This window comes from Pseudomonas sp. JV241A, from assembly GCF_900275665.1.
In the GTDB taxonomy this organism is placed as follows: domain Bacteria; phylum Pseudomonadota; class Gammaproteobacteria; order Pseudomonadales; family Pseudomonadaceae; genus Aquipseudomonas; species Aquipseudomonas wadenswilerensis.
This window is the reverse complement of the sequence record NZ_OPYO01000035.1, coordinates 75,560-91,889: the sequence shown is the minus strand read 5'-3', so window position 1 is coordinate 91,889 and position 16,330 is coordinate 75,560. Positions and strand designations below refer to the sequence as shown.

The following is a 16,330-nucleotide window of genomic DNA, read 5'->3' as shown; positions in this document are numbered from 1 at the left end:
TGTGGAAAAAGCGGCCAGCAAGGCCGCAGTCTATCTCGTCAGCCAATGGCTCGGGTCAGGGCGTCGATAACGTGATCCTGTTGGGAAGCAGTCATGCCGACCCATAATGGCAGTCGAAGCAGCCGCTCCGATTGATGGTCGGTTACTGCCATACTGCCGCTCACTCGGCCGTAACGTTGCCCTGCAGGAGAGGAATGTAAAGGGACATAATGAAACACGGAGCTGATGTTTTCGCCCTTCAATGCTGCCAGGACCGCTTGGCGATCAATACCCGGAGCAAGTAATACGTAATACATGTGCGCATTGTGCTGGCATTCCTCGGGAATGATCGGTCGGCGAATCAGCCCTTTGGCCTCAAGCGGTTGTAACGCCGCATGATAACGACCCCACGTGTCCAGTCGTTGACGGGTAATGGGCTCCGCTTCTTCCAGTTGGGCCCAGAGAAAGGCGGCGATCAATTCACCCGGAAGAAAAGATGAACCCACTTCCTGCCAAGTATATTTATCAACCTCTCCTCGGAAAAAGCGGCTGCGATCAGTGCCTTTTTCCCTGATGATCTCGGCCCGTAGGGCCAGCACCGAATCATTGACCAGCAGCGCGCCACCTTCGCCGGAGATGACGTTTTTCGTCTCGTGGAAACTGAATGCTCCCAAGTCGCCAATACTCCCCAGCGCGCGACCTTTATAAAAGGCCATAACACCTTGTGCAGCATCTTCTACCACCGGCAGACCGTGTTTTCGGGCAATCGCCATGATGCTGTCCATCTCACAGGCGACACCGGCATAGTGTACCGGTACGATTGCTTTGGTTCGTGCTGTGATGGCGGCCTCAACCAGTCGTTCGTCAATATTGAGTGTGTCTTCACGAATGTCGACGAACACTGGCACGCCACCTCGAAGTACGAAGGCATTGGCCGTCGAGACGAAGGTGTAGGAAGGCATGATGATCTCATCACCTGGCTCAATGTTCAGCAGCAGGGCAGCCATTTCCAGAGCAGCAGTGCAAGAGTGGGTGAGTAATGCTTTGTTACAGGTGGTTCTCTCTTCAATCCAGTGATGGCAACGCTTGGTGAAAGGTCCATCACCTGCGAGCGAACCGTTGAAGTGCGCTTCGGCAATGTAATACAGCTCTTTGCCTGTCATGTGCGGCCAGTTGAATGGGATTCTTTCGTTATCATTATTCATGAATAAACACTCGACCGTCCGGGCTGTGGGCCTGCAGGCTGTGGCATTGCAGGTTTAGGGTTAAAAATGTGCGTTTGCTCGGAGAGCGGCAAGCGGGTGAGCTTTTTCTTCATGATGCGGCGGTTCACGAGTTACCCGAGCCGACATTGTTGCTGGCGGTAAATACGAAATATTTAAGCATCACGAAAACAAAAGCTGCAACAACGAACAAGGCGATGGCTTGGGCCAATTGGTGAGGGTAGCCCAACACATCAACCACGCAGACCTGGATAAGCAGGGTGATCAGGTATCCTACCCCGTAAGTGATGAGATAGCGTCCCCCGGTCGACAGCACATTGCCTGTATGGCTGAAGGTGTAAGTTCTGTTTGCAGTGAAGCTGATTGTCACACCGACGGCATAAAGCACCGTCATCGCCAGTTTCGGCGCAACACCTGCAGCAGTGACCAACAGATACACCAAGTAACCAGCGAGATTACTGGCGATACCGACCGCTGCAAAACGCAAAAGCTGTGTCATCGAGTATTGCTTGCGGATACGAGCGGCGAACTTATACATGGGACATTACCGCAAGCCCGAATCCTGTTTTGCCGTAGCCGTTGCCGTTGTACAACATGTAGCGATTGCCGCCGTGGTCGAAAACGAAGGGATATTCGATCATCTCCGAATCCCACCCCTGAGCTGAAACATCGATACCCGTGCTTTCAAGCGCCAATTCCCAATCTCTACCGTTGCTACTGGTCGCAGAGCCAATACGGTACTTTTCTCCCGCACCGCTGCGAAAAGAGAACCACATCCTCAAGCTGCCGTCCCGTTCTCGGGCGACCGTAGGGCGGGAAAAAGCCTGTGCCAGGCCGAGGCTGCAAGGAACGGCCTGGCCTTCGCGTGTCCATACGTGGCCGTCGAGGGAACTGGCCCGATTGATTACATGCAGCATCTCACCATTGCCAGCGTCCCATGATCGGGTGGAGCCATACCACATGACATAACCGGTGGTCGCCTCTGCGACGACCCAAGGATAGGATAGGCTGATTGGATCATGTTGGTCCGAAGCCATGAATGGCTCGTTCGAATCCAGTGTCAGAGTCATGTCATCATGCACTTGTAATCGGCCTATGTCGCCGCGCCAGTGCCCATCGGCTGGCGACTGCCAACCCATGAACAACATGTAGGTTTTCCCTTCCGCCACGTAGCAATTACCGATACTGACGCCATCTGAGTAAAAGCTGCCCTGCGGGCCGTGAGTGAAGAACGGTTGTGGATGTTCTTGCACGATCTGCCGACGCTCGATATCGATGTCGACCGCTCCTACGGATGAGCGATTCTTGTAGTCACGGCCACTGTAAAAAATGCGGTAGACATCACCGTACAAATGCAGCGGCAACGGATTGGCGGAATGCGTCAGGAGTTTTTCGTGACGATTGTGATTGGCAGGGCAATACAGTAGCCCAAGCTTGTGCCAGTGACCTGTCATAAGCTGCGCAACCTTGAGCTGGGAACCCGTGAGCGCTCGGTAGCAGTACCGATGTAGACCCCGTCAGCTTCGGCATCCGCGAGCACCAGAGCGCCGGCTCCAATCACACAGCGATCACCGATCTTGATGTGATCGCGTAATGTCGCATTGACACCGATAAAACACTGTTCGCCGACTTCTACGCCACCAGAAACCACGATATGCGATGCGATGAAACTGTGGTCCTTGATAACCGAGTGATGGCCAATGTGGTTGCCGCTCCACAAGGTTACGTTGTTTCCGATCTCGACAAAGGGTTGAATAGTGTTGTCTTCAAGAATGAAGCAGTTCTCACCAATGTGTCCAGCGTTGAGAACGGTCGCCTTTGAGCTGACATAGCGTGCCAACTGATACCCCAAGGCTTTGGCACCCAGGTATTTGTCTTTTCGGACCGCGTTGAGGCGGGAATAACTCAAGGCAATGAACAGTTGATATTGCTCGGGAGGATAGTGATGGGCCAACTGTTCGAAAGGGACCACCGGCAGATCGCAGAATGTCGCCTCCTTTATGTATTCGGCATCCACTGTGAATGCCGAAACCTGGTACTCAGAGTCGCTGCTGAAGTAAAAATGGGCAAGTTGCGCAATATCCCCAGTGCCGAAAATGACCAGTTTCTTGTTCATTTTATTTCCTGACGAGTAGGGTGAATTCATAAAGCCCATAGTCATGCAGCAGGGCAACCTGACGGGAATACCTGCGTTTGCAGAGATCGAACAACTGGCAGGGGTCGGCGTAATACAGGTAGTCGCGCTTCTTGTCTACGTCTGAATACGACGTGAGGCAATTGAAGGCAAAGCCGCTACGGCTGCTCCGGTTGAGAATGTCGAGGGTACTCTGCAGGTACTCAAACCACTCGGCATCGGTACGCCCGAGCCTGACATTGAAGATGCCGCTGGCCACGCCGAAATCGGCGACGCGGTCTGGTTCGGCTGCGTGCAGAAATCTTGCTTTGGGCTGCTCGCTGTAGCGCTGGCGAGCGCTGGCGATCATATCGTTGGACACATCGATTCCAAGGTAGGAATCGAGATGCTGCGATCCTTTCAGAGCATCAAACAACGCGCCGTACCCACAACCCAGGTCATTGATTGAGTAGTTCCGGTTGTCGACGATGATTCGGCTCAGCTGCTCGAACCGCAGGACCTGGCTTTGCTCGCCATTCCAGTCAACGCCGCGTGGGGTTTCGCCATGCTCGGCCAATTTCTCCGAGTAATAGAGGGCTACTTCATTAAGCAGCTCATTTTGGCCGTTTTGCATAGATTTGCCTCACAATCGTATAGGGACGTTGCTTGGTCTCGGCAAAGATTTTCGAGAGATAGATACCGACAATACCAATGAATGAAATGATCATCCCACCCAGCAACCAGATCGAGGCCATTACGGATGTCCAGCCGCTCAAGGGTTTGGCGAGGAACATCCAGTTAATGACCAGATAGGAAATATAAAGTGTGGACAGTAAGGAAATCGCTAAGCCAATGTAGAAAATGCTGACCAGCGGTGTGTTGCTGAAAGAGGTTACCGAATTGACCAGCAACGACATTTTGCGGCGGAAGGTGTAGGTAGTCTGGCTGGTGCTCAGCTTGTTGAGGATCTGTCCTCGCTGATCAAACCCGGTAATGTGCCAAAGCCCAGCCATGAAAACTTCCCGCTCCTGATGGCGCAACAGCGCGTCCACATAGCGACGGGTCATCAACCTGGCCGTGACAACGTTTCGGGGCAGGGCGAATCCGGTCAGTAGTTTGAACAGGCCGTAAAACCACTGACCGCTTATCCGTTCGAAGCGGCCACCTTTGCGGCTCTCCTGCTGACCATAGATGACATCGCAACCTTCCCTCGTCATCTGTTCTGCAAAATGGCCCAGACATTCGGGCTCTTCCTCAAGATCACTGTCGATCAGGAATACGTGCTCACCCTGTGAGTGGTCGAGGCCTGTCATCATTGCCTTGTGATGGCCAAAATTTCTCGACAGGTCGACTACCACCACATGGTCGTCCTGTTCACTCAAGCGAACGGCCAGTTCCAGGCTGTTGTCCGGCGAGCCATCGTTAACCAAGATGATTTCGTAACTGTCACCTACCAATCCCCGCGCTGCCTGGGTAACACGCTGGTAAAATTCATCAATGTGACTGGCAGACTGGTACAGGGTTGCAACGACAGACAGCTTCATGGGCGTACGTACCTCATGTAGTTTGCAGCTTCGTGGCCGCAATTGAACAGAAGATCCAGCACTGTCACGCCGTGACTGAACTCACCCCAGAGTTGGGGGTATTCCTGGTAGCCCGCATAGTCGAACCACGTCAGCTTAATACCCATGCTGCAGAACACAGTCTTGTCTATGTAATCCTTGGCTGCCGGACCAGAGATGTACTCAGTAGCGCCGGCCTGGGCGCACAGATCGGCAAGCCGCTCTGTCTTGCCATCAAGCAAGGTATAATCCCAAGAGTTGGTGATTCGGGTCTGAATGCCAAGATATTTGCAAACCGCTTCGATCAGGTGGCGATTTAATACTGAAATATGGCTGTACTGCTGTTCAAGGTAAAGTGGCTGCAACCATTCCTGGATTTCCTTGAAATAGGGCGCGCGTTTGTAATTTTGCTCCAAGGCTCGCCAATGGCTGCTGGCCCAATCCGTTCCATCAATTTCCGTCTCACGAATCTTCTGATGGTACTTGCCTTTTACCAGCACAGGTACGGTCAGCCACTGGCTGCCTTGCGGTGTTTTGATCTGATTGCGGTTACGCCAGTCACGCCGTGTATATTGCATATCATCAAAGATAATAAACTCATCGACGGCCGCAATCATGTCGAAGTATCCCTTCCAAGGGATGTAGTTGGATTGGAGGATTGCAACTTTTTTCACGTGCGTTTCCCACTGCGAAGGCTGTGACAGTTGGCGAGTACACCCTGCTGACGAATCGGCTTGTAAAGTGTTTGTTCGCGCCGGGTAGGGTAGCCGGCAGCGCCTGCCGCGGTCACCCACGAGGTGCCTGCTTCGTAATCGTTACCAAGCGTTGCGCCGAAAGAGTTCAGCAGCGTATCCGGTATGCTGCGCGGCCCCTGTTTTTCGGCCAGTACCCATGCAGTAGCAATTTTCTCACAGGAAACTCTAGCCAAGGCGGCAGCCGCCAGTTTTTCGCTGCCAGAATAAGCCCCAATCATCCATGGCTGACCAATGTTTTGCGCCTGCAATGCATACAGCAGCCCAGGTGACAGACCGGTCAAGTCTATGATGGGGGTAGCAGGCTGGAGTCCAGAAGCGTGGGCATTGGATACGGCTGAGCTGACATAGTTTGCATACCCAGGCGCCAGTACCAGTGTCGACCCTGCGCGACCGACTTCGACCTGAGTATGGTTCAGTCGCAACGGTTCGGGCTGCCGGTAAGGATGCTCTTGGGCGAAGTGGACAAAGGTTGCGCCGATAGCTTGAGTTGCCAAGACCAGAGGGATGGCAAAGGTCCAGCTCCGCAGGTGGCGCGCTACCGGGACCAGCAGGACAAATGCCACATAGCCCCAGAAAACTGTCGCCCCTGTACCCGCCTGCCAGTAGTTGTTGTTGGTACCGAAGGCATAGGCTTGAGGCAACAACAGAAATAGAAGGGCAAGAGGCCAGTCGGTGGGAAATTTGCTTGATGGCTGCTTTATACGTGCTAGCCGCGTTAACACGGAAGCGAGAACAAGCGTTAGTAATATGAGTCCGGACTGATAGGTCAGATCAAACGCTTGCCGGGCGTCAAGGGGAGAAACATCCAGGGCAACCAGGAAAAAAACGATCGAAACCGCAAGGGCAATGATTCCTGCCGGACCGCGTCCCGTGCCAGCGAGCACTGCAGTTGTCGTTGCTGCAATAAGCGCCAGAGCAGTCACTTGTTCGGTATCAGTAATGTCCACCCTGTCGACGCGCAGCAGGCCAGAAGCGTTGTGCCCGCTGCCAAGGGTATTGGCAAATTCCAGTCCGATTTGTATCCGGTCAATAAATTTCGTGAGTGAGCCATCAATCAGTAAGGCAATGGATAGCACGCTGAGCAGCGCGGAAGTTGCGATGGTAAATAAGGCAATGACTGTCCATCGGCGGCTGGCCAAGAGATACAGCCCGCAGGCGGCAGCGAGAATGACCGCAGTCGATGGTTTCGCCATGAATGTCATGGCCCCGCCCACGCCGATGAGGCACCAGCCGGCAAGTGTTTGAAACGACAGGTCTTGAGCTTTACCGAGCACTATGCCAATAGAAAATAAAAGCAAGGACTGCAGTGTGAGGCTGTTGTAGTTAGGTGTTGGCAGCCAGTAATAAAATAGCAACAGTGAAGCGCTGGAAAGACCGGTGGCCATCGTCAAGCGAACAAGAAGTTGATACTTTCCTGGGAGGTTCCCAAGGATAAGGTAGGCCAGAATAAAAGACAGGAAAAATCCGGCGAGGATATTGGTTTGTCTTAAGTAAGCAATGTTGCCGTCCAGCAGTAGATAAAGAGGGTGGTAAATAAAGCCAAACTGAGTGATGGACCAGTCATAGGCGAAAGGGTTGGATAGCCAGGCAAGATAAAACCCTTCGTCGCTAAACTCAAATCCGTGGTCCGAGTATTTGAGTGTCAGTGTAACTATCCAGACTGTCAGGATCGCGGATAATGTAATTTGTAATGCAGTGTAGATTGAATTGCCGGCATGGGTTTTATAGTTGTCGTGAGGGAGTGCCATGCGGCGTCCATTATCTTGTCGGAAATCTGACGATTTTATATACAAATTGTATGAATGTCCAGTGGGGTGAGGCTTTACAAAGGCACGGCGTTGTCACGCATTGATAAGTGTATGCATTATTGAATGCTGTTTCATTGTTCATCCACTGAATGATTAAATGTACCAGGCGTGTGTAGGTTTTCTTCGACGTTGTGGATTGTCAGGCAGGTCACCCGGAAGATTTGTCATTGCGTTTTCGGTTTTTTCTGCGAGCTCTTGCACATTGGCGATGGTGGTGGCGAGATAAGCAAAAAAAGAGGCCTGTCTCATGTCGCTTACCACCCTGATCCACCGTTCCAGTCAGCCATGCCCTGACGTTAGCCCGCAGCAAGCAGCGACCCTGTTGCAGGATCACTATGGGCTAAGCGGCTCACTGCAAGCGCTGGGTAGCCAGCAAGACCTGAATTTTCGCCTGGACGCCCCCAGCGGGCGCTATGTGCTGAAGGTCTGCCATGGCGACTATGCCATTGCGGAGCTCCAGGCCCAGCATGCTGCCCTGGGCTATTTGCATGACCAGGGAGTGCCGGTACCTGCGGTGTTGGCAGCACGTACCGGCGAGCAGTTGCTGGCGGTGAACGTGAACGGTCAGGGCTTGCGCGTGCGCTTGCTCGACTATATAGAAGGTCAGTCGCTGACCCGTATCAAGCACATGGAGCCGCGCCTGGTGGCTGAGCTGGGCCGTCTTTGTGCACGAGTCGACCTGGCCCTGGCCGACTTCACCCACCCGGGGCTCGAACGAACCTTGCAATGGGACCCACGGCACGCCCAGGCATTGATCGCTCACCTGTTGCCGGTGTTGGCCAAAAGCCCGCAGCAAGCGCGGGTAAGTGCCGCCGCAGAGCAGGCCAGGGAATGTCTGCAACCGTTGGTCGACAAGTTGCCGATGCAGGCGGTACATCTGGACATCACCGATGATAACGCCGTCTGGGCGCGCGATGAGCAGCGCCAGTGGCAGTTGCAAGGCGTCATCGATTTCGGCGACCTGATGTACACCTGGCGCGTCGCCGACCTGTCGGTGACCTGCGCGGCATTGCTGCATCACGCCGAAGGCGACCCGTTGCGGATACTGCCGGCAATCGAGGCCTACCATGCGCTCAACCCGCTGACCGAAGCCGAACTCAAAGCCTTGTGGCCATTGGTGGTGGCCCGCGCCGCGGTGCTGGTACTGAGCAGTGAGCAGCAGTTGAGCGTCGACCCGGGTAACAGCTATAGCCGCGACAATCTGGCCCATGAGTGGGAGATCTTCGACGTCGCCACCAGCGTGCCTTTCGAACTGATGGAGGCGGCGATCCTGCAGGTGGCCGGGCATGAGATGCCCGCGTTGGTGCTGGAAGGTTGCGTGCCGTTGTTGCCGCCAACGCTCGCACATCAGGTTGTAACGGTGGACCTGGGCGTCCTCAGCGAGCACTACCAGGCAGGGAACTGGGAGCAACCCGGCATTGACCAGCAGTTGCTGGCCGAGCAGGCGACAGCGTCGGGCGCGGCCTGCTCCTTGTACGGGCAATACCGCCTGTCGCAGACGCATATCGACAACCCTGCAGAGCCTGCGACCTTTGCCTTGCAGGTTGAATTGCTGCTACCGCTCGGCACGACGTTGCAGGCGCCCTGGGCCGGTACCTGGCATCAGCATGGCGAAGACAGCGGCTGCCTTGAGGGCAAGGAATGCAGCCTGTGGCTGCACGGGTTGGGCGCCGCGCCAGAGGATGGTCAGAAGGTCACTCCAGGGCAGGCATTGGGTGCCAGTGCCGGACTTTTCAGTGCTCAACTATGCCGGATTGCCGGGCTCTACCCGCCAGCCTTTGTCGAGCCGTCACGGGCACAGGCCTGGCAGGCACTCTGCCCCTCGCCGCAGGCCATCCTCGGCATTGCCTGCGACGCCGAACCGCTGGTCGATGCCCAGGCCTTGCTGGCTCGGCGCGATGCCAGTTTCGCCCGCTCGCAGAAGCACTACTACCAGCAACCGCCGCATATCGAGCGCGGCTGGCGTAACTACCTGTTCGACATGCAGGGGCGGGCTTACCTGGACATGCTCAACAACGTTGCGGTACTCGGTCACGGGCATCCGCGCATGGTTGCCGAGTCGGCGCGGCAATGGTCATTGCTCAATACCAACTCGCGCTTCCACTATGCAGCCATCGCCGAATTCTCCGAGCGCTTGCTGGCCCTGGCTCCGAGCGGCATGGACCGGGTGTTTCTGGTCAACAGCGGCACCGAGGCCAACGACCTGGCGATCCGTCTGGCCTGGGCCTACAGCGGTGGGCGCGACCTGCTGAGTGTGCTCGAGGCCTATCACGGCTGGTCGGTAGCTACCGATGCGATTTCCACCTCCATCGCCGACAACCCCCAGGCCTTGAGCACAAGGCCGGACTGGGTACACCCGGTGATTGCACCGAACACCTATCGCGGCGCCTATCGTGGCGCCGAGAGCACCGCCGATTACCTGCGTGACGTCGATGCCAGGCTCGACGCACTGGCCGCCGAGCAACGGCAACTGGCCGGCTTCATCTGTGAGCCAGTTTACGGCAATGCCGGCGGCATCTCGCTGCCGCCGGGTTACCTGCAGCAAGCCTATGCCAAGGTCCGTGCAGCGGGCGGCGTGTGCATCGCCGATGAAGTGCAGGTTGGTTACGGCCGTCTTGGCACCTGGTTCTGGGGGTTCGAAGAGCAGGGCGTAGTGCCGGACATCATTACCATGGCCAAGGGCATGGGTAACGGCCAGCCATTGGGCGCGGTCATCACCCGCCGGGAGATTGCCGAGGCGTTGGAAGCCGAGGGCTATTTCTTTTCCTCTGCCGGTGGCAGCCCGGTCAGCTGCCGCATCGGCATGGCCGTGCTCGATGTCATGGAAGAAGAAGGGCTGTGGGACAACGCCCGTGAAGTCGGCGGCTACTTCAAGTCGCGGCTGCAGCAGTTAGTCGATAAACATCCGCTGGCAGGTGCCGTACACGGTTCCGGCTTCTACCTGGGGCTGGAACTGGTGCGGGATCGCCAGACCCTGGAACCGGCCAGTGCCGAGACCACGGTCCTGTGCAACCGCCTGCGCGACCTGGGTATCTTCATGCAGCCCACGGGCGATTACCTCAACATCCTCAAGATCAAGCCGCCGATGTGCACCACCCGGGCAAGCGTGGACTTCTTCGTCGACAGCATCGACCGGGTACTGTCAGAAGACCTGTAACGCTTGAGCCAAAGCCGGTTAATTCGATTGTTATCGGATTAACCGGCTTTTTACTGGCTAATATTTTCGCAATGTCACTTTTAAAGCCGATATTTATCGGATATAAATGCCTCCATCATCACCGTGATGGCCTGGCCTTGTCGGCCCAGCCACCTGCCGAGGAGGAATAAATGAGCCGCACTGTCACTGTTGCCGCCACCCAGATGGCCTGCACCTGGGACCGCCAGGGCAACCTGGAAACTGCCGAGCGGCTGGTCCGCGAAGCCGCCGCCAAGGGCGCGCAGATCATCCTGATCCAGGAGCTGTTCGAAACTCCGTACTTCTGTCAGAAGCCCAATCCGGATTACCTGCAGCTGGCCACCCCGGTTGAATCCAACGCCGCCATCGCCCATTTCCAGCAGCTCGCCAAAGAGCTGCAGGTGGTGCTGCCGATCAGCTTCTACGAACTGGCCGGGCGCGCGCGATTCAACAGCATCGCGATCATCGATGCCGACGGCAGCAACCTCGGCGTGTACCGTAAAACCCACATCCCGGACGGTCCCGGCTATCACGAAAAGTACTACTTCAACCCGGGCGACACCGGCTTCAAGGTCTGGCAAACCCGTTACGCGAAAATCGGCGTAGGCATCTGCTGGGACCAGTGGTTCCCCGAGTGCGCGCGCAGCATGGCCCTGCTCGGTGCCGAGGTGCTGTTCTACCCGACGGCCATCGGCAGCGAGCCGCACGATAAAACCATTTCCTCGCGCGACCACTGGCAGCGTGTGCAGCAAGGTCATGCCGGCGCCAACCTGATGCCGCTGATCGCCAGCAACCGCATCGGTCGCGAAGAGCAGGACGGCTACGACATCACCTTCTACGGCTCCTCTTTCATTGCCAACCAGTTCGGCGAGAAGGTCCAGGCGCTGAACGAGACCGAGGAGGGTGTGCTGGTGCATACTTTCGACCTCGACAAACTTGAGCACACCCGCAGTGCCTGGGGCACTTTCCGAGACCGTCGTCCGAATCTGTACGGCCCGGTGAAGACCCTCGACGGCGCGCTGCAATCCTGATAGTTCAGCAAGGATCATCTATGAAAACGCTTACCAGTACCCCGCGCGCCGACGGCTTCCACATGCCTGCCGAATGGGCGCCACAAACCCAGGTCTGGATGGTCTGGCCCGAGCGCCCGGACAACTGGCGCCTGGGTGGCAAGCCGGTGCAGGCTGCCCACGTGACCCTGGCCAAGGCTATCGCCCGTTTCGAGCCGGTGACCGTTGCCGTCTCCGCCGCTCAATACGATAACGCCCGCGCCCGTCTGGACCTGCCGAACATTCGTGTGGTGGAAATCAGCAACGACGACGCCTGGGTTCGTGATACCGGCCCGACCTTCGTCATCAACGACAGCGGTGAAGTGCGTGGTGTCGACTGGGGCTTCAATGCCTGGGGCGGCTTCGAGGGTGGTCTGTACTCGCCATGGAACCGCGACGAGCAAGTGGCCAGCAAGGTGCTGGAGATGGAACGCTGCCAGCGCTACCACACCGAAGGCTTCGTGCTGGAAGGCGGCTCGATCCATGTCGATGGTGAAGGCACCCTGATCACCACCGAGGAATGCCTGCTCAACCACAACCGCAACCCGCACCTGAACCGTGAGCAGATCGAAGCCATTCTGGGCGATCACCTGGCAGTTGACAGCATCATCTGGCTGCCGGATGGCCTGTACAACGACGAGACCGACGGCCACGTCGACAACTTCTGCTGTTACGTTCGCCCGGGTGAAGTGTTACTGGCCTGGACCGATGATCCGCAAGACCCCAATTACGCACGCTGCCATGCCGCACTTGAGGTGCTGGAGAACAGCCGTGACGCCAAAGGCCGCGCCTTTACCGTGCACAAGATGCCGATTCCGGGGCCGTTGTTCGCCACTGAAGAAGAGTGCGCCGGGGTCGATCCGGTGGCCGGCAGCCAGGAGCGCAACCCGTCGGTGCGCCTGGCCGGCTCCTACGTCAACTTCCTGATCGTCAATGGCGGCATCATCGCGCCAAGCTTCGACGACCCGGCAGATGCTGAAGCTAGAGCGATTCTGGCGCGAGTGTTCCCTGAACACGAAGTGGTCATGATCCCCGGGCGTGAGATGCTTCTGGGGGGCGGCAACATTCATTGTCTGACCCAGCAGCAACCGGCACCAGCCAAAGGCTGAAGCGCTGGAGGAAAAGAGCCCGTCGATTGACGGGCTTTTTTTTGCGTGGACGACGATCGGCATAGCCTTCTGGCACACCTCTTGTATTTGTTTTGCATTGTATTTCAAACAGATAGGGCTGCTTAGTTCTGTCACAAAGTTTGAGTAGGTTAGCCGCTCACGGCCCCGGGAGTACGTGTCGAAATGAATGCAGCAAGTGAGCCGGCTTCGCCCCCATCAGCGGTGAATCACGAGTCCCTCCAACGCGTGGCGCAGTGGTTGAAACACAATGGAGCAAACCGGGTCAGGAAGGCCGACCAGCGACGCACGTTGCTGGCGCGTTATCCGGCAGGCCTGCTTAGCGAAGCAGAGCTGGAAGCGCTGCTGGGTGATGGCAGCCGCTAGGAGGTTCGGCAGCAGGAATGAAAAGGGCGACATTGTCTGAACAATGCCGCCCTTTTTAGTCGCTTGGCGTTTAGAAACTATAGGTGCCGGTAACGATCAGGCTGCGGGGATCACCGAACTGGATCTGCGCGGCGCTGGTGGCCGAGCTGTAGTAGGTCTTGTCGGTGATGTTGTTGAGCGCCGCACGCAAGTCCCAGTCCTTGGTGCGGAAGCCGGCCAAGGCATCCCAGCGGCCATAACCTGGTAATACCGCCGTGTTCTGGTTGTCGGCATAACGCTCGCCGACCAGGGTCAGGCCGGTTTCGCCGTACCAGCCCATTTCCGGCTTCCAGGTCACGAACAGGCTGCCATTGCGCTTGGCGACGTTGCTCACGCGGTTGCCTTCCTGGCCGTTGTTGTCCTTGACGATGGTTGCATCCTGGATACCAATGCCGCCGCGTACGTACCAGTTGCCCACAATGTTGCCGGTGGTGGTCAGCTCGACGCCGCGGGAACGCTGCAGGCCCGAGAGCAGGGTGATGCCCGGGTTGTTCGGGTCGCTGGTGCGGCGGTTGTAGAGTTCAAGTTCGTAGACCGCCAGGGTGGTACTCAGGCGCTCATCTAGCCAGTCGCTCTTGACCCCGATTTCCTTCTGCCGGGTCTGTTCCGGACTGGTTTCGTTAGTGTTGCCGGCAGCACCCGGGGTGATGCCGATCAAGCCACCGCCGACTGGCGAGAACGTCTTGCTCCAGGACGCATAGAAGGAGTGCTCCTTCCAGGGCGAATAGACCACGCCCAGGCGCGGGCTGGTGCTGTTGCTGTCCTGCTTTTCGGAGATGCCGCGGATCTTGTTGGTGGTTTCCACTTCGAACTGGTCGAAACGGACCCCGGCCAGCACTTGCCACTGATCATTCAGGCGCAGTTGGTCCTGGAGGTACAGGCCGCGGCTGTCGACCACGGTGTGGTTATTGCTGGAGACCACCATGGTGCCGTTGTGTTGCAGGTTACGGTTGGGATTGTTCAGGTCCAGGCTCGGTACCGGGCGAGAGCCTGTGCCCGAGGTCGCTGCGGTGTAGAGGAGCGGGTCGCGGCGCTGGTTGCCGAACTCAAGGCCGGTGAGCAGGGTGTGCTGCAGGCCGAAAGTGTCGAAGTTGCCTTCCAGTTCAAGGTTGTTGAACAGGTTGCGGGTGTTCAGGTCCTGCTGCCAGCGCTGGCGGGTGACCTGTTGGGTGGTGGTGTTGTAGCTGGTCTGGTAGGTGTTGTCGAAATCGCTGTTGAGCTTGAACAGGCCCAGGGTATGGCGTACCTGCCAGTTGTCACTGAGCTGGTAGTTCAGGCGCGAGCGCAGGGACTGGGCCTTGTCGTCGATGAAGTCGCGCTGGGTATCACCGTAGGTGGTGTCGCGGCCGACATCGGCCGGGCGGCCATTGACGCTGGGGATACCGCGATCCGGGGTACGGTTGTAACGGCTGTATTCGTACTGCACCAGCCAGTTCAACTCCGGGGTCAGCTGCCAGCTCATGGACGGCGCGAACAGCTGGCGGCTGCCATCGATGCCGTCGCGGAAGCTGTTGTTGTCCTGATTGCCCATGTTCAGGCGCAGGCTGATGTTGTCGGTTGGATCGGCGCTGAGATCGGCATACAGGCTGCGCAGGTCTTCGCTGCCACCCTGGGCCTCGATGCTGGAACGCCGGCCGGCTTCCGGCATCTTGCTCACCCGGTTGACGATCCCGCCCTGGCTGCCGCGGCCATAGAGCACCGCGGCCGGCCCCTTGAGCACTTCAACCCGCTCGATGCTGTGCAGGTCGCGCACGTACTGGCTGTCGTCACGGATCCCGTCGAGGTAGAAGTCGTTGCTGGCATCAAAGCCGCGGATACGCACGCTGTCAAAGCGCGTGTCGGCGCCGCTGCTGACGTTGGGGATGCCACTGAGTGCCTTGCCCAGGTCATTGCTGCCGTAGTCCAGGACGTTGCTGGTCTTCACCGAGTCGATGGCCTGGGGCACATAGCGGGCAGGCGTAGTGGTGCGGGTTGCAGTGTTGACCTCAGGTACCCGCGGATCATCGCGTTCGCGATCTGTCTCGGCGGTGACCGAGACCTCGGGCAGTGTGGTGGTGGCAGCAGCGACCAGGCCAGAGCTGAACAACAGCGACAGGCCCAGGGTCAGCGGAGAAAGGCGGCAGGGGGCAAGCATGGCGGATATCCGGACATTCATTGGCAGAGGAAAATTTTGCGCGAATGATAATGCTTGCCATTTACTAACGTTAATTGTTTCTTTGTTTGTCGACGAGCTGTTTGTTTCAAGATATTTCTGTCTATAAGCCTTTAGTCTGGCAGGGTTATTTGTGCTGTTTTTTGCAACAAACCTGTCGTCACGACGACGTTTTTCGCAATCTTCGCGGGCATTAACCTGACGGCATCATTTTTTGCTGTCGCGGAGACCGCTATGCCGGTGCAAACCACCCTTCACTATGTTTTCGACCCCCTGTGCGGCTGGTGCTATGGCGCCGAGCCGCTGATCAGCGCTGCCAGCGGTTTGTTGCCGGTGGTGATACACGGGGGCGGGATGATGGCGGGCGCCAATCGCCAGAAGGTGTCGGCGCAACTGCGCGACTTTGTCATGCCCCATGACCGGCGCATCGCTGAATACACGGGGCAGCCTTTTGGCCGGGACTATTTCGAAGGGTTGTTGCGTGACCACGATGCAGTGTTCGATTCGCAGCCGCCAATCGCGGCGATCCTTGCCGCAGAGCAACTGGCGGGCCGTGGCCTTGAATTGCTGGCGCGCTTGCAGCGTGCGCACTACGTAGAAGGTCGACGTATTGCCGATGATGCGGTGCTCAAGGCAATCGCCACAGAGATGGGGCTACCTGCCCAAGCTTTTGCCAGCGCATTGCTGGAAATGGACACACAAAGCCATATGCGCACCAGCCGCGCATTCATGGCCAGCGTCGGTGGGCAGGGATATCCAACCCTGGTGCTGGAGCGCGAAGGGCGGCTGCAGGTCATCGACATCGGCCCCTTCCTCGGTAAGCCTGACGCCTTTGTGCAATGGCTGGACCGGGAGTTCTACCTGAGCGCTGAGGCAAAGGTCTCTAACCTGCCGTTTTGCACCCCTGATGGCTGCGGTTCGTAACCGGAAACAGTTACTTTTCACGAATTTTTGACATGCTGATCCGCACACGGATAGGATT

At 57.3% G+C, this 16,330-nt stretch carries 14 protein-coding genes; 5 read left to right on the top strand and 9 right to left on the bottom strand.

All coding sequences use genetic code 11. The features are described 5' to 3' along the window. Nucleotides 1-38: 38 nt before the first annotated feature. From rffA to JV241A_RS24090, 8 genes are all read right to left on the bottom strand, one after another. Nucleotides 39-1,184 carry a dTDP-4-amino-4,6-dideoxygalactose transaminase gene (gene rffA, locus JV241A_RS24125; RefSeq protein ID WP_134064844.1) on the bottom strand — a complete coding sequence of 382 codons (1,146 nt, stop codon included), beginning with the start codon at nt 1,182-1,184 and terminating at the stop codon, nt 39-41. Nucleotides 1,185-1,308: 124 nt separating this feature from the next. Then, the gene (locus JV241A_RS24120; protein ID WP_134064841.1) at nt 1,309-1,740 is read right to left on the bottom strand and encodes a GtrA family protein; all 432 of its coding nucleotides are present in this window, start codon (nt 1,738-1,740) and stop codon (nt 1,309-1,311) included. Further along, a complete protein-coding gene (locus JV241A_RS24115) occupies nt 1,733-2,656 on the bottom strand; it encodes a hypothetical protein (protein ID WP_134064839.1) in 924 nt (307 codons plus the stop codon). Before JV241A_RS24115 ends, JV241A_RS24120 begins: the two co-directional genes overlap by 8 nt. Then, nucleotides 2,653-3,318 carry an acetyltransferase gene (locus JV241A_RS24110; RefSeq protein WP_134064837.1) on the bottom strand — a complete coding sequence of 222 codons (666 nt, stop codon included), beginning with the start codon at nt 3,316-3,318 and terminating at the stop codon, nt 2,653-2,655. The genes JV241A_RS24115 and JV241A_RS24110 overlap by 4 nt, the downstream gene beginning before the upstream one ends. A 1-nt stretch (nt 3,319) precedes the next feature. Beyond that, nucleotides 3,320-3,949 carry a class I SAM-dependent methyltransferase gene (locus tag JV241A_RS24105; RefSeq protein WP_134064835.1) on the bottom strand — a complete coding sequence of 210 codons (630 nt, stop codon included), beginning with the start codon at nt 3,947-3,949 and terminating at the stop codon, nt 3,320-3,322. Next, nucleotides 3,930-4,859 (bottom strand): glycosyltransferase family 2 protein, encoded by a 930-nt coding sequence (locus JV241A_RS24100; RefSeq protein ID WP_134064833.1) that lies wholly within the window; start codon nt 4,857-4,859, stop codon nt 3,930-3,932. The genes JV241A_RS24105 and JV241A_RS24100 overlap by 20 nt, the downstream gene beginning before the upstream one ends. After that, entirely contained in the window at nt 4,856-5,551 is a 696-nt protein-coding gene (locus JV241A_RS24095; protein WP_134064831.1) for a WbqC family protein, read from the bottom strand. Before JV241A_RS24095 ends, JV241A_RS24100 begins: the two co-directional genes overlap by 4 nt. Continuing rightward, a complete protein-coding gene (locus tag JV241A_RS24090; protein ID WP_134064829.1) occupies nt 5,548-7,380 on the bottom strand; it encodes a hypothetical protein in 1,833 nt (610 codons plus the stop codon). Before JV241A_RS24090 ends, JV241A_RS24095 begins: the two co-directional genes overlap by 4 nt. A gap of 307 nt (nt 7,381-7,687) precedes the next feature. On the opposite strand from JV241A_RS24090, the gene JV241A_RS24085 reads away from it, so the two are divergent. The 4 genes from JV241A_RS24085 (at nt 7,688) to JV241A_RS27760 (ending at nt 13,157) form a co-directional block, all read left to right on the top strand. Further along, on the top strand, nt 7,688-10,597 hold the full coding sequence (locus JV241A_RS24085) for an aminotransferase (protein ID WP_134064827.1): 2,910 nt from the start codon (nt 7,688-7,690) through the stop codon (nt 10,595-10,597). Nucleotides 10,598-10,767: 170 nt separating this feature from the next. After that, on the top strand, nt 10,768-11,646 hold the full coding sequence (aguB, locus tag JV241A_RS24080; RefSeq protein WP_115084862.1) for an N-carbamoylputrescine amidase: 879 nt from the start codon (nt 10,768-10,770) through the stop codon (nt 11,644-11,646). 20 nt (nt 11,647-11,666) lie between these two features. Next, nucleotides 11,667-12,773, top strand: coding sequence for an agmatine deiminase (aguA, locus tag JV241A_RS24075; RefSeq protein WP_115084863.1), 1,107 nt, complete (start codon nt 11,667-11,669; stop codon nt 12,771-12,773). Nucleotides 12,774-12,956: 183 nt separating this feature from the next. Beyond that, on the top strand, nt 12,957-13,157 hold the full coding sequence (locus tag JV241A_RS27760; RefSeq protein WP_115084864.1) for a hypothetical protein: 201 nt from the start codon (nt 12,957-12,959) through the stop codon (nt 13,155-13,157). Between the two features lie 70 nt (nt 13,158-13,227). On the opposite strand, the gene JV241A_RS24065 is transcribed toward JV241A_RS27760, so the two are convergent. Then, nucleotides 13,228-15,330, bottom strand: a complete 2,103-nt coding sequence (locus JV241A_RS24065) for a TonB-dependent siderophore receptor (protein WP_115084865.1) — start codon at nt 15,328-15,330, stop codon at nt 13,228-13,230. Between the two features lie 252 nt (nt 15,331-15,582). On the opposite strand from JV241A_RS24065, the gene JV241A_RS24060 reads away from it, so the two are divergent. Beyond that, nucleotides 15,583-16,272 (top strand): DsbA family protein, encoded by a 690-nt coding sequence (locus JV241A_RS24060; RefSeq protein WP_134064825.1) that lies wholly within the window; start codon nt 15,583-15,585, stop codon nt 16,270-16,272. The last annotated feature ends 58 nt before the right edge of the window (nt 16,273-16,330 follow it).

Bases quoted from the DNA above. Each gene is read 5' to 3' on its own strand.
- rffA (WP_134064844.1), bottom strand. From the start codon at position 1,184: ATGAATAATGATAACGAAAGAATCCCATTCAACTGGCCGCACATGACA.
- JV241A_RS24100 (WP_134064833.1), bottom strand. From the start codon at position 4,859: ATGAAGCTGTCTGTCGTTGCAACCCTGTACCAGTCTGCCAGTCACATT.
- JV241A_RS24105 (WP_134064835.1), bottom strand. From the start codon at position 3,949: ATGCAAAACGGCCAAAATGAGCTGCTTAATGAAGTAGCCCTCTATTAC.
- JV241A_RS24085 (WP_134064827.1), top strand. From the start codon at position 7,688: ATGTCGCTTACCACCCTGATCCACCGTTCCAGTCAGCCATGCCCTGAC.
- aguB (WP_115084862.1), top strand. From the start codon at position 10,768: ATGAGCCGCACTGTCACTGTTGCCGCCACCCAGATGGCCTGCACCTGG.
- JV241A_RS24110 (WP_134064837.1), bottom strand. From the start codon at position 3,318: ATGAACAAGAAACTGGTCATTTTCGGCACTGGGGATATTGCGCAACTT.
- JV241A_RS27760 (WP_115084864.1), top strand. From the start codon at position 12,957: ATGAATGCAGCAAGTGAGCCGGCTTCGCCCCCATCAGCGGTGAATCAC.
- JV241A_RS24060 (WP_134064825.1), top strand. From the start codon at position 15,583: ATGCCGGTGCAAACCACCCTTCACTATGTTTTCGACCCCCTGTGCGGC.
- JV241A_RS24115 (WP_134064839.1), bottom strand. From the start codon at position 2,656: ATGACAGGTCACTGGCACAAGCTTGGGCTACTGTATTGCCCTGCCAAT.
- JV241A_RS24065 (WP_115084865.1), bottom strand. From the start codon at position 15,330: ATGCTTGCCCCCTGCCGCCTTTCTCCGCTGACCCTGGGCCTGTCGCTG.
- JV241A_RS24120 (WP_134064841.1), bottom strand. From the start codon at position 1,740: ATGTATAAGTTCGCCGCTCGTATCCGCAAGCAATACTCGATGACACAG.
- JV241A_RS24090 (WP_134064829.1), bottom strand. From the start codon at position 7,380: ATGGCACTCCCTCACGACAACTATAAAACCCATGCCGGCAATTCAATC.
- aguA (WP_115084863.1), top strand. From the start codon at position 11,667: ATGAAAACGCTTACCAGTACCCCGCGCGCCGACGGCTTCCACATGCCT.